The sequence below is a fragment of the Nocardiopsis sp. iso_25 genome, assembly GCF_056173305.1.
In genome coordinates, this window is the sequence record NZ_CM149667.1 from 6,580,065 (window position 1) to 6,594,685 (window position 14,621).

1 pseudogene is annotated in these 14,621 nt (G+C 72.3%); it reads right to left on the reverse strand.

The window, feature by feature from the left end:
• Positions 1–334 precede the first annotated feature (334 nt).
• Positions 335–14,617 (reverse strand): annotated as a pseudogene (locus AC0VX6_RS28130) (amino acid adenylation domain-containing protein); the annotation flags it as partial.
• Positions 14,618–14,621: the final 4 nt, after the last annotated feature.

A 14,621-nucleotide genomic window follows, 5' to 3' on the forward strand; every position in this document is an offset into this window, starting at 1 on the left:
AGGCGCTCCGCCATTCCTCGGGCGTTGACCAGGGTGAAGACCTCCGCCGATGTGAACGGCATGCCGTACCGTTCACTGACCCGTTCGGCGAGGACGGCGGCCAGGACCGAGCTTCCCCCGCGTCCAGGAACGCGTCCGTGGGTGAGAGGTCGTCCGCGCCCAGCACCTCGCGCCACAGCGTGAGCACGTCCCCCTCCTCCGGGGCGGTGTCCTCCCGCCCCGGGACGTCCTCCCGCTCCGGAGCGGGCTCCGGCCGCCGGGTACGCTCCGGCGCTCCCGCGTGCCGGGTCACACCGAGTTCGGCCAGCGCCTCCCTGTCCACCTTCCCGTTCGGGGTGCGGGGCATCCGCTCCACCGGGACGAGGAAGGCGGGGACCATGTAGTCCGGCAGCCGACCGGCCAGGTACCGGCGCAGTTCACCGGTGTCGGCGCCGTGCCCGTCCACGGGCGCGTAGTGGACGACGAGCTGTTGGGTGCCCGACTGCTCCCGTGCCTGGGCCACGCACTCCGCCACCGCCGGGTGCGTGGCCAGGACGTGCTCGATCTCGCCGAGCTCGACGCGGAACCCGCGGATCTTGACCTGGGAGTCGATGCGGCCCAGGCACTCGATCGACCCGTCACCGCGCCACCGCGCCAGGTCGCCCGTCCGGTACAGCTTGCCGCCGGGAGGGAAGGGGTTGTCGCGGAACCGCTCCGCCGTGAGCTCTGGCTTGTTGAGGTATCCCAGCGCGACCCCGTCACCGGCGATGCACAGTTCGCCTGGAGCGCCCGTGGGCACCAGCTCGCCCCGCTCGTCGAGGATGTGGACCTGGGTGTTGTCGATGGGCCGACCGATGGTGACGCTCCTGTGGGCCTCGACCCGTTCGACGGTGGACCACACGGTCGTCTCCGTCGGCCCGAACATGTTCCAGACCTCGGCCCCCGAGGCGACCAGGCGGTCCTTCAGGGTCTCGGGCATCGGTTCCCCGCCGCACAGGACCGTCATCCGTTCGTCGTTGGTCCAGCCCGCGTGGAGCAGCATCGTCCACGTGGAGGGGGTCGCCTGCATCAGGGAGGGCCGGACGGCGCCGATCATCCGCCTGAGGCGGTCCGGGTCGCGCGCGGTGTCGCCGTCGCACAGGTGGCACAGGGCCCCGGTGACGAGCGGCAGGTAGATCTCCAGGGCGGCGATGTCGAAGCTGTGCGTGGTCACCGCCAGCACGCGGTCGCTCGGCCGCAACCCCGGCCGCCTGGCCATCGAGCACAGGAAGTTCGTGAGCGCCCGGTGGGGCACCACCACGCCCTTGGGCGCACCCGTGCTCCCCGACGTGTAGATGACGTAGGCGGGGTCGGTGCCGGCGACACGGTCGGCCACGTCCCGGTGCGCGCCCGCCGTGTCCGCGATCTCGGGCCAGTCCTCGTCGACGAGGACCATACGGGGTGTCCCGGAGGCGGCGGCCTGCGGTGTCAGGGCGGCCACCCGGTCCCGCAGGGCGGCCTGGCTCAGCACCACCTCGGCCGTGGCGTCGTCCAGGATGTGGACGATCCGCGACCTCGGGTGTGAGGGGTCCAGCGGAACGTACGCGCAGCCGGCCCTCATCGTCGCCAGCAGCGCCACCACCAGGTCGAACGACCGTTCCATGTACACCGCGACCCGTGCTCCCGGGCGCACGCCCAGGGTCTCCAGGTACACGGCGAGCCGCCTGGCCCGGTCGTCCAGCTCGCGGTAGGTGAGGGAATCGCCGCCGAACACGAGGGCGGTCGCCTCCGGGACCCGCGCGGCCTGCTCGGAGACCAGTTCGTGCACATGGAGCGAGGGGTGGGACGCGGCGGTGTCGTTCCACTCCACCGTCAGGGTCCGCCGCTCCTCGTCGGAGATCAGCGGGGCCTCACCGACGGCGAGGCGAGGCCGCGCCAGGACCTCCTCCAGGAGGCGGAGGTACTGGCGCCCCAGGTTCCTGACCGTCTCCTCGTCGAACAGGTCCGGCCGGTACTTCCACCTGACCGAATACGTGCTGAGGTCGTCGGCGGGCTCGACGACCTCCAACACGAGTTCGTACTCGCCCTCCTGGTGGATGCCCTCGACGTACTCGAACGCCCCGGTTCCCCCGGTCACGTCCTCGTACCAGTCCTGGTACATGAAGGCGTTGCCGAACACCGGCGATCCGCCGTCGGTCGTGGAGAGCCCCAGTTCACGCACCAGCGCCGTGAACGGGTAGGCGCGGGCCACGCCGCTGGTCAGGTTCGCCTGCACCTCCCGGCACAGTTCGAGGAAGGGAGCCTCCCGCCGCACACGGCTGCGGACCGGAACCATGTCGACGAAGTGGCCGACCGTCCCGTCGAACCGCCGGTCGGGCCGTGTGTTCACGGCCGTTCCGACGATGACGTCGTCCTGCCGCGTGTGCCGGTGGAGCAGAGCCTTGAACGCCGCGAGGAACACCGCCGAGGCGTAAACGCCGTGGTCGTGGGTGAACCGGTCGATCCGCCCGCCCAGTTCCTCCGTGAGCCGCCACGTCTCGGTGGCGCCGCGCGCGTCGTGGTCGGCGAGGGACCGGGGCCGGTCCGTGGGAAGGGCCAGGGCCGGGAGCGGGGAGGACAGCCGGTTCCGCCAGTACTCCAGCCTGGCGGCTCCCTCCTCCCCCCGCATACCGGACTCCTCGGCGGTGACGAACTCCGCGTACGTCGCCTCGGGAGCGGCCGCGTCGGGGGCCCCGCCTCCGGTGAAGGCGCGGTAGTGCGCCAGGAGGTCCTTGAGGAGCACCATCGCGGACACGCCGTCGAGGACGAGGTGGTGTGCGTTCACCAGCACCCAGGCCGTGCAGTCCGACAGGTGGAACACGCTGATCCGGCACAACGGCCCGTGTTCCAGGTCGAAGGGCTCCTTGGCGTGCTCGCGGACGAGCCCGAACACCTCGTCGCGCGTCATCGGGGGCAGGTGCCGCTCCTCCAGCACCGGTTCCGACCCCGGCGAGTGCCGGAGCACGAGCGCGCCCCGCTTCACGCGGACGACTCCGGCGAGGACGCCGTGCCTGGCCCGCACCGCCGTGAACGCCTTGGACAGCGCGCGGACGTCCAGGTCGGTCACCCGGAAGCACAGGGGCACGTTGTAGGCGCTACTGCCCGGGGCCTCGCGTTGCAGTGCCCACAACCCCTGCTGTGCCGAGGACAGGGGATGGGAGGTCGGTTCCACGCCTCGGCGTTCCCCAGCGGCGTCCGCCCGCTCCCCGCGGTCGGCGACCACGGCACCGCGTCCCGCCAGGTGGCCCGTGAGGCGGTCGACGGTGTCGTACTCGAACAGCGACGCGGCGTCGAAGTCGGGGTCGAGACCGCTCTGGATCTCTCTGGCCACCCGGACCAGGGACCGGGAGGACAGCCCCAGCACGGGAAGGCTCTCGGTGGTGTCCAGGTCCCGCGGGTCGGCGGTCAACTCGGCGGCGAGAACGTCCCGGAGCCAGTCCCGCAGACGCGTCTCCGGGCCCAGCTCCCCACGGTGGGAGGAAGCCTGGACCCCGCGCGTGCGCGGCTCGGGGGCCGGGGCGACGGCGGAGGCCTCCCCCGAGCGGTACCAGTACTCCGTCCGCGCGAAGGGGTAGGTCGGAAGACTGGTCCGCCGGGGCCGCGAGGTGCGCCAGAGCTCTTGCCAGTCGGCGTTGCCCCCGTCCAGCCACCGCAGGGCGGACTCACGCATCTCCCCGGCGGGCTCCGTCCGCGCGTCGACCTCGCCCGAGGCGGCGAACCTCCGCAGTGCCGAGGCGAGCTGACCCGTGGAGGACACGGTGAGGAGGACCCGGTGCGGCAGGGCGTCCCGCCCCACCTGCAGGGTGTAGGCCACGTCCCGGAGCGGAGCCTCGTGCGGCGTGCCCGCGACGCGGTCGAGGTGGTCCGCCAAGAGCAGCGCCGACTCCCTCAGTTGTTCCGGCGTCCTCGCCGACAGCGGTACCAGGTGCTGAACCCCGTGCCGCTCTTCCTCGGGGTCCGGCGTCCCCGGGTACTCCTCGACGACCAGGTGCGCGTTCGAGCCTCCCGCTCCGAAGCAGGAGACCCCGGCACGCCTGGGAACCGGTCGGCCCCGGTCGTCCGTCGGCTCCCACGGCACGAGCTCCCGCCGCACCGAGAACGGCGTTCTCCGGAACACGATGCCGCTGTTGAGCTCCTCGGCGTTGATGGACGGGGCGATCAGGCCGTGGCGGAACTGCATGAGGACCTTCGTGAGCCCCACGACGCCAGAGGCGCTCTCGCAGTGGCCCAGGTTGGACTTGACCGAGCCGACGTCGCAGTTGCCTCCGGTGCGCGGTCCCTCCTCCCCGAAGGCCTGGGCGAGCGCCGAGATCTCGATCGAGTCGCCGAGCTGGGTCGCCGTGCCGTGCGTCTCCACGTAGCTGATCGTGCCGACCGGAGTACCGGCCTTCTCCAGCGCGCGTGCGACGACGTCCCGCTGCGCCCGCAGACTGGGCGTGCCGTACCTGCCGCTCCTGCCGCCGGCGTTGATCGCGCTCCCCTTGATCACGCCGTAGACGTGGTCGCCGGAGGCCAGCGCGTCCTCCAGGGGGCGCAGGACGACGACGCCGACGGCCTCCGCCGCGAGGAAACCGTCCGCGTGTTCGGAGAAGGGACGGCACCTCCCGCTCCGCGACAGGAGTCCGTGCTCCTCCAGGACGCTGAAGTGGTCCTGGTCGAGCAGCAGGTTGACGCCGCCCGCGACCGCGCAGTCGTTGTCGCCGCTGTAGAGGCTCTCCAGGGCCATGTGCACGGCGGTCAGGGAGGACGAGCACGCGGTGTCGACCGCGACGCTGCTCCCCTGGAAGTCGAAGAGGTGGGAGGTGCGGTTGGCGATCGAGGAGTGGGCGGTGCGCCCGTTGTACGTCGCGTTCATGACGCCGACGAACACCCCGACGCGCCCCCGCTCGTTGAGGCCGGAGGTCGTGTGGCCGCTGTCCTGGACGGCGCTGTGCACCGTTTCGACGAACAGGCGCTCCTGCGGGTCCATGGCCGCCGCCTCGCCCTCCGTGAGGCCGAAGTACTCGGCGTCAAAGCACGCGGCGCCACGGACGAACCCTCCCGTCGGGCGCGCGTCCGCGTCCCACGGACACCACCAGCGGTCCTCCGGGTAGGGCGCGGTGGAGTCCGTGCCCTGGCGGAGGTTGTCCCACAGCTCCCGGGGGTTCTCCGCACCCGGGTAGCGCCCGGCCACGCCCACGATGGCGATGTCACGGACACGCTCCCCCCGGGGGGCCGCCGTGACCGGCCCGCCGGAGGGGGCGGCCTCCGGTTCCGGCCGGGGCCGTACCTCCAGCCTCCGTTCCGGGTCGGGTGACGGCGTCCGCTCCGCGACGGAGCGGTCCTGGGCCAGTCCCCCGCCGAGGACCTCCGCGAGCCGCTCCCGGCGCGTCGCCACGAAGTGGTCGACGATCTCCCCCACCGTCGGGTGGTCGAAGAACAGGGAGTTGTCGAGGTCGTCGAAGTCCCGGCCCAGCTCGTTGTTCATCTGGACGACGAGGATCGAGTCCAGGCCCTGGTCGAACAGGTTGGTGTCCGGCGCGAGCCCCTCGGGAGCCAGCCGCAGCGTGGCGGCGGCCAGATCCGTGAAATAGGCGGTGGCGCGGGCGTGGAGGGAGGGCCGGTCCGCCCGGGGCCCGCCGAGCCCGAACAGGCGCTCCAGTTCGGGGCGCCGCGTCCGCACGAAGTGGTCGACGAGCTCCCCGATGGAGCGGAGCTCGAAGAAGAGCGTGCTGCCGACCTCGTCGAAGTCGGCGGCGAGGGCGCTGTTCATCCCGGAGACCAGGATGGAGTCGAGTCCGCGGTCGTGCAGATCCTCGTCCAGGGCGATCAGGTCCGCGTCCAGCCGCAGGGTGCGGCCCACGAGGTCCCTGAAGTACGCCTCGATCCGTTCCCTCAGCTCCGTGTCGGTCCCCGTTCCACGGTCCCGCTCTCCTTCCGGCGCGGTTCCGTGTCCTCCTCGTCCTACGGGAGCCCCGGAGCGCTCGTTCCGGACGCGTTCCCCGATCGGGGCAACGGTGTCCAGCGGGGTGCGGACGGCACCGTCGCTCTCGGCGATGACGAGCTGCTGGCCCAGGTCGAGCGTCTCGGCGCCGGGCCGGCGGACACGGCCGAAGCCCTCGTCGGACAGGACCTCCATCCATCCGTCCGACCCGAGGACGGGGCTGCCCTCGACCCGCAGGGCGTCGTCCTCGTGGGCCCACCAGCCGTCGAGGAGTCCGACCGTCAGGTGGGCCAGGACCGTGTTCCCGCTCATCTCGTTCACGAACAGCAGGCCGTTGGCGCGCATCGCCGCCTTGACGTTGCGCAGGGTCCGGGACACGTCGCTGGTGGCGTGGAGCACGTTGGTGGCCACGACGACGTCGAAGGAGCCGGGTGCCACCCCCTGCGGACCGGGCGGGCGCTCGACGTCGAACAGGCGTGTGGTCAGGTACGGGTACCGCCCGCCCAGCCGCTCCTCGGCCTGGAACAGAAACGCCTTGGACACGTCGGTGTAGCAGTACTCCTCGACGGAGGACCCCAGGGCGTCGAGCGCCGCCAGGACCTTGGTGGTGGTCGCCCCGGTCCCGGCCCCGACCTCGAGGACGCGGACGCGTCTCGTCGGATCGTCCCGCAGCCACGCGCGGACGGCGGAACCCACCAGGGCGGCCATCTGGTCGTTGAAGTGCTCCGCGATGGGGTCGTCCCGGTAGACCCCCTCGACCAGGGACGTCGAGGAGTCCGGGAACAGGACCTCAGTCGCCTGCCGGCCCCCGGTCAGGATGTCGGGCAGGGCGAGCAGGCACGACTCGACCAGGTCGACCCGCGCCGCCTGGCTCGTGCTCGTCCTCCACCGCTCGCGTTCGGCGTGCCACCGCCGCCACAGTTCCTCGTGCGGGGCGCCCCGTTCCAGGAGCACCCGTCGGCCGTCGACCACCTCGACGAGCCCGGACCGGGCGAGCAGGCGGTCGCTCTCCTCCAGCCACCGGTGGAGTCGGGCGGGCACACGCCGCTCCAGGTCGTCCGGGCCGAGGTCACGCAACGTCGCGAACAGGATCTGGACGGCCAGGTCGCACATGCGCTCGTCCGGAAGGTGCCGTCGGAGGCGCTCCAGGTCGCCGGGGGAGGCACCGTACCCGCGCTCGGCCTCCTCGATGACGGAGGGAAGGCGTACCGGTTCCCGGTGGAGCCGCTCGCCCAGGGTGAGGCCGAGCAGCGCCCGGTCGCCGAAGGTCCGCATGAGCACGGCCTGATCGTGGTCGTCGGAGAGGAAGGCGGCCAGGTGGCGGAACGCCTCCTCGGGATCGAGGGAGTCGACACCGGCCTCGGCCAGACGCTCCCGGTAGAACTCGTCGCTGACCACACCGGCCGCACCCCAGTAGCCCCAGTTGATCGTCTTGACCACGGGCGGGGTCCGCTCCGGACCGGCGGACGCGTCCCGCCACCGCTGACGCAGCTCCCTCGCCAGGGCGTCCTTGAAAGTGCAGCCCGCCGCGTAGTTGGCCTGTCCCGCCTCCCTGGCGAAGCTCTCCACCGACGAGAAGAACAGGACCAGGTCCAGGTCGTCGCCGCCGAACACCTCGGCGAGATTGACGCCGACGTCGGTCTTGGAGGTGAGCGCCGCGCGGAACTCGTCCTCCTCCATGTTCCCCAGGACGCGGTCGGCGAGGACGATGGCGGAGTGCACCACACCGTGGATCCGGGGGTGGTGTTCCCTGATCCGCCGGTGGGCGGCGCGCAGGCTCCCGAGGTCGCTCGCGTCCGCGGAGAGGTAGAGCGGCGGTCGTGCGCCGCGGCTCTCGGCCAGCTCGTTGAGCCCGGCCAGTCTCCGCTCGACCTCTCCCGCGAGGGGGCGACGGCCGATCCACACGATCGACGCCTGGTACCGCTCGACCATGTACCGGCTCCACAGCTCCCCGATACCGCCGGCGCCGCCGACGACCACGTAGACGCCGCGGTGGCGGTAGGGGGCGGTGCCCGGACGCGCGTGCGGCACGCGCAGGAGTTCCTGGGAGAACCACCGACCGTTCCGCAGGGCCAGCGTGGCGCCCGGCCTCGGGGGCGTGGGCGGCGCCCCCGTGCCGAACGACCCGGGCTCCGCGTCACGGGGCAGGTCGACGGCGCGTACCGTCCACCGGGTGTGCTCCTTGGCCAGGCTGCCCATCAGCCCGTGCACACTCGCGTGGGTGGCCGCCACGCGCTCCCCCTCGCGCACCCGTTGGGTACCGAAGGTCACGGCCGTCCACTCCAGAGCCCTGGTCCCGTACCCGAGGCCGAGCAGCGCCTTGACGATCCGGAAGACCTCGATGACGCCCCGTTCCTGACCGGACGACGCGCCCGTGAGCCCCTCGGACGGTGGAGCCTCCTCCGGGGCCGCCCAGACCACGTGTGCGAGCGGGTCGGTGTTCGAGGGCGCGCCGATCAGCTCGGCGATCTCCTCCACCGTGGCCCCCGGCCGCAGCCGGACCTCGCGGTACCCGGGGCCTGGTTCCCCAATCCCGCCGCGCAGGCGTTCGGCGGCGCCGAAGACGAGGACCCGGCCCCCGGCCGCGCGCGCGTCGGCGTCCAAGGCGAGCACCCCCGCGTCCCGCCGGTCGGTGCTCCTCGGCTCCCACACCGGTACCAGCGTGTGCAGTCGGGAGTCGCGGTCGGCCCCCTCGTCCGTCGGTCGCGTCCCGGCCTTCCGGTAGGCGAGTCCGCGCATCGCGACACGGACCCGTCCCCGACCGTCGACGAGGTCGACGTCCAGCACCGTGCGGTCTCCCCCTCGTCCGGCCGCCGGACGCACCCAGGAGTACATGACCTCCTCAAGGGGCCCGTACGCCGTGAGCTCGTCCAGGGCGAACGGCACCGCCGTGGCGGCCTCCCCGTCGGCGGACGCGATGGAGGAGTCCAGCGACGGGTCCAGGCCGAGTGACGCGTGGATCGCGGCGTCTAGGACGCTCGGGTGCAGCGTGTGCTCCTCCAAGGAGCCGCGGAGGTCCTCGGGCAGCCGCAACTCGGCGAGCACCTCCCGACGCCCCTCGGCCACCCCGCGAAGGAGCGTGTGGACCAGGCGGAAGCCCGGACCGTAGCGCACCCCCATGCGGGTGATGCGTCCATAGCACTCCTCGCCGGTCAACGGACGTGCCCCGAGTACCGAGCGCAACCGCTCCAGGTCGACGTCCGGTGCGGCGGAGACGGGCCCGGTCTCGACCCGCCCCTGGGCGTGGACCCGGTCGCCCTCCTCCTCCCGGGAGGCCAGTGTGAAGGTGAGGGGGCCCGACGGGGCGTCCGTGTCCGCCCCGGCCACCGGGGACAGGGTCAGCTCCACCTCCCGGCCGCCGGGACCGACCTCCAGCGGACGCAGCCAGGTGACGTTCCTCAGTGTCACGCGCCCGTCCGCCCCGGAAACGGTCCGGCTGACACGGGTGTGGACCATGTCCAGACAGGCCGTGGCGGGGAGGATCGCGCGACCGTCGACGACGTGATCGCGCAGCAGGTACTCGTCGCCCGTGAAACGCGTGCGGTGTCTCCGGTCCCCGCTCCCCGCCACGTGCGCCCGAACCGGTGGGCGAGCGTCGGCGCCCGCCGCGGGCTCCCCCGGAAGACCGGGCTCGGGCCAGGAATGGCGTACGTCGCTGAAGGGGTAGGACGGCAGGCTGATCCGGCGGCACTCCTGGGTCCTCGGAAGCGTGCGCCAAGCGACCCCGCCACCCCGGACCCAGGCCCGTGCGAGCTCCTCGGATCCGTCGGCCTCCGCCGGACGGGCGAACGGCGCGTCCCCCTCGTCCCGGTCGGTCGCGGGTACCCGTCCGGTGTGCCGCCGCGCGGACGCGTCCCCCCGGACGAACAGCGCGAGTTCGGCCTCCAGTTCGTCGAGGTCGCGCACGACGAACGCCACCCGGTGCTCCCTCGGCACCCTCCCCACCTGGAGCGTGTACGCCAGGTCACGGAGCCGGAGGGGTGTGGGCCCGCTCCGGGCGTCCCGGTCGCCCAGGTGGTCGAGCAGATCACACGCATAACGTGTGAGGTTGTCCCGTCCCCGTGCCGACAGCGGCACCACGTGTTCGCAGCCGTCGTCCTCGACGTCCCGCACCGCGTCCCCCTCGTACTCCTCGAAGACGACATGGGCGTTGCTCCCGCCCAGACCGATGGAGCTCTGTGCCGCCCGTCTCGGTGTCCGCCCCGCGGACCAGTCGGTCAGGCGGTCGACCACGTGGAAGGGCGACCCGTCCAGACGCAGATGGGGGTTGGGGGCGGTGTGGTTGATGGTCGGAGGCAGTTGACGGTGGTGGAGGCTGAGCACCACCTTGAGGCCGCCCGCCAGGCCCGCGGCCGTGTCGAGGTGCCCCAGGTTCGACTTGACCGATCCGATCCCGCAGTAGCCGACCTCCTTCGTGAAGGTCCGGTAGGCGTCGGTCAGGGCCGCCAGTTCGACGGGGTCCCCCAGCTTCGTACCGGTGCCGTGCGCCTCCACGTAGCCGATGGAGGCGGGGTCGACGCCCGTCCGTTCCAGGGCCTCGCGAATCACCCGGCTCTGCCCCTCGACGCTCGGGGTGTAGAACCCGGTGGCCTGACCGCCGTCGTTGTTCGTGGCCGCGCCACGCACCAGCGCGTAGACGTGGTCCCCGTCGGCCACGGCGTCGCGCGCGCGGCGGAGCAGGAACGCGACCACGCCCTCTCCGGCCACCATCCCGTCGGCGTCGGCGTCGAACGCCTTGAGGCGGCCGTCACCAGAGAAGTTGAGCCCCGGCTGGTACACGTACCCGAGGCCGTCGTGCCGCGACACCGAGGCGGCGGCGACCAGCGCCTGGTCGGTCTCGCCGGACTGGATCGCCCGAACCGCCAGGGACAGCGCGCTCAGCGACGACGAGCAGTTGGAGTGCACGGACATGCTCGGTCCGCCGAACCCGAGCTGGTGGGAGATCATCGAGGCGATCGTGCCGCCCTGGCACATCACCCACGACAGGTACTGCTCCGGGTTTTCGATCACACCGCGGGACGGCCCGCCGTCGTCCGAGGGCGCCCCGTAGAAGTGGTTCCCGCTGCTGACGTAGACGCCGGTGCCGGGCAGGTCGCGGTGGTCGTACCCGGCGTCCTCCACCGCCTTCCAGGCGTGCACGAGCAACTGTCGGAACTGCGGGTCCATCAGGGCCACGTGCCGGGGCGACAGGCGGAAGAACTCACCGTCGAAGGAGTCCTTGCGGTCCAGACAGGACCGGAGCGGGACGAAGGACGGGTTCTCCAGCAACCGCTCGGGAACCCCGGCGCCGCGCAGCTCATCCTCCGTCCACAGCCCCGTGGCCCGCTTGCCCCGGGTGAGGTTCCGCCAGAACTCCCGGTGGTCCTCGGCGTCCGGGAACCGGCAGGAGACACCCACGACCGCGATCGCGTCCTCGGGCACGGTCGGCCGCCGCGGCTCCCGCGGCGCCGCGGCCCCGCCCCCCGTGGCGGGCCCGGTACCGCCGGAGGGAGCGGCCCCCTCCGCCGCCGCACGCGAACGAGCGTCGTGTGCGTACCGGGCGACGGCGCGGGCGGTGGTGTACCTGAACAGGTCGGGAGCCGCGAACGGCACGTCCAGACGCTGGCTGATCCGCTCGGCGAGCATGACCGCGGACAGCGAACTCCCCCCGAGGTCGAAGAACGACGCGGTGGGGCCGGCACCGCTGACACCCAGCACGTCACGCCAGCACCCGAGGACCTCCGCCTCCACGTCCGCGAGGGACCCGGCCCCGGTCACCACAGCGGTGTCCGCCACGACGATCTCCCGCCGTGTCAGCGCGCCGCGGTCCACCTTGCCGCTCCCGGTCAGCGGGATCGTGTCGATCGGAACGAAGTGGGCCGGAACCATGTACTCGGGCAGCTTGTCCCGCAGGAAGTCCCGGAACCCGCGCGTCCCCTTCCCGGCCCCTCCCGGGCGCTCCGGCGTGTAGTAGGCGACGAGCTGCCTGGCGGTGTCCTCCCCCCGGGCGACGACGACGCACGCGGCGACGTCCTCGTGCCGCCCCAGGTGGTACTCGATGTCGCCCAGTTCGACGCGGTGGCCCCGGATCTTCACCTGGAAGTCCATCCGGCCCAGGTAGTCGATCTCCCCGTCCTCGTTCCAGCGGGCCAGGTCCCCGGTCCGGTACATCCTCCCCTCCGGCGCGAAGGGGTCCCGCACGAATCGCTCGGCCGTCAGTTCGGGCCGGTTCAGGTAGCCCGCCGCGACCCCGGGGCCGGCGATGCAGAGTTCGCCCGTCTCGCCCGGGGGCACGGGACGCAGCCGCTCGTCGAGGATGTGGACGAGGGCGCCGGCGACCGGGGTGCCGATCGTGATCGGCGCGTCCCTCCGGACCAGCGTGCCGGTGGCGTAGACGGTCGCCTCGGTCGGCCCGTACAGGTTCCACACCTCGGTGCCGGAGTCGAGGAAGTGCTCCTTGAGCGTCCTGGAGAGCGCCTCCCCTCCGGTGAAGGCGCGCAGGCCCTCGGCGTTGCGCCAGCCCGAGTGGAACAGCATGCTCCACAGTGCCGGAGTGGCCTGCATGACGGTCGGGCGAACGGCGGCGATCCGGTCCTTGAGCAGCTCGACGTCCCTGATCGTGGCGCTGTCGCACACATGGCAGTGCGCCCCCGTGACCAGGGGGAGGAACAGCTCGACCTGCGCCATGTCGAAACTGGTGGTGGTGACGGCGAAGAGGGTGTCGTCCGCGCTCATCCCCGGGCGTTCGGCCATCGAGCGGAGCAGGTTGCCCAGCCCCCGGTGAGGGACCATCACGCCCTTGGGACGGCCGGTGCTCCCCGAGGTGTAGATGACGTAGGCGAGGTCGTCGCCGGTCACCCCCACCTCCGGCGCCCCGCCCCCGACCGGATCCGTCCATCCTGCGTCGAGTACCACGACCTCGGCTCGGGGCGCATCGGACGCGTCGTCGGGAAGGCGGTCGAGCAACTCCCGGGCGGACGCCTCCGACGACCGCTGGGTGAGGACCAGGCGCGCACAGCTGTCCTCCAGGATGTCGGCCAGGCGCTCGGCGGGCAGTTCGGGGTCGAGCGGCAGGAAGGCCGCGCCCGCCCTGAGCACGCCCAGGAAGGTGACGACCACGTCGGAGGAACGCTCCATGAGGACGGCGACGAGGTCGCCCGGACCGACGCCCCTCCCGCTCAGGCGGGCCGCGAGCCCCCGGCTCCGCAGGTCGAGTTCGCGGTAGGTCAGGGATCCGCGCGCGTCGGACACGGCTACCGCATCGGAACGGCGCCGGGCCGTCTCCCGGATCATCTCGTGGACGCGGGGAGCCTCCCCACCACCGCCGAAGCGCTGGCGCAGCTCGCCGACGGTGGTCTCCGGCCTGGTGGTCACATGGTCGAGGAGTCGCAGGAACCGCTCGCCCAGCCGGGCGACGAAGTCCCGGGAGAAGAGTTCCGGGTGGTACTTCCAGTGCAGTCGAAAGCCCGCCCCCCGCCTCCACACCTCTAGGGAGAGTTCGTACTCCCCCTCCTGGTGGGGTTCGTCGAGGTACTGGTACGGGCGGTCGGGGTCGTCGATCCCGTCGAGCACGTCCTGGTAGGCGAACGCCGTCTGGAAGAGGGGGGAACGGTGTTCCCGTCGCTCGGTCCCCAGCTCCCGGACCAGCGCCGGGAGCGGGTAGCCGTGGAGCATTCCGTCGAGGACCTCGCGCTGGGTACGGTCCGCGAGGACCTGGAACGGCGCGTCCTCGGCGAGGTCGATCAGGACCGGCATCATGGTGATCATGAGCCCCACTGCCCGGTGGGACTCCGCGCCGTCCCGCTCGTCCACCGGCATGCCCACGACGATCCCCGGCTCCCGGGAATAGGTCGCCAGCGTCGCGGCGAAGGCGCCCAGCAACGTCGCCGAGACGTAGCCGTGGCGGGCATCCGCGAGACCGGCGACCCTCGCGGCCAGTTCCTCGGGCAGATCGCTGGAGTGGGTCGCTCCGGCGAACGGGTTCCGGACCCGTGAGTGCGGCCGCTCCGTGGGAAGGGCCAGGAGCGGCAGCGGCCCGTCGAGCCTGTCGCGCCAGTGGGCGAGAGCGGAGGAGCGCGTCTCCGCGAGCCTGCGCCGTTCCCGCAGCACGAAGTCGTGGAACGCCACCTCCGCGTGGTCCGGTCCGGGGACGTCCCTTCCCTCCAGCAGGGCCTGGTAGGCACCGAACAGCGAGTCCGCCAGGATCCGGGCCGAGCTGCCGTCGAAGACGATGTGGTGGACGACCACCAGGACGACGGCCTCATCCCCCGGACGTTCGAGGACCCGCACCCGGAGCAGGGGACCTCCCTCGATCTCGAAGGGCCGCTCCTTCTCCCGTCGGAGCGCGTCCGGCATCTCCTCGTCCTCGGCCAGGTACCGGTGGGAGAAGTCGAGCGGGCGCTCCGGGTCGACGGACTGGTACGGAACGCCCTCGGCGCTGTGGATCACGGTACTGAGCACCGGATGCTCCCGCACCACCGCCCGGCAGGCCTCGCGCAGGACGGCCGTGTCCAGGTCGCCGACACGGAAGCACATCGGAACGTTGTAGGCGGAGGTCCCCGGGTAGGACCTCTGGAGCGCCCAGAGGCCACGCTGCCCCTCCGAGAGCTCCCGGGGCCGTTCCCCCCGCCTCGTCCGTTCCAGCAGGTCCCTGACCGTGTCGCCGCTGATCCTGCCGGCCTTGTAGTCGGCGATGAGGGCGCTGAACTCGTCCTGCAACTTC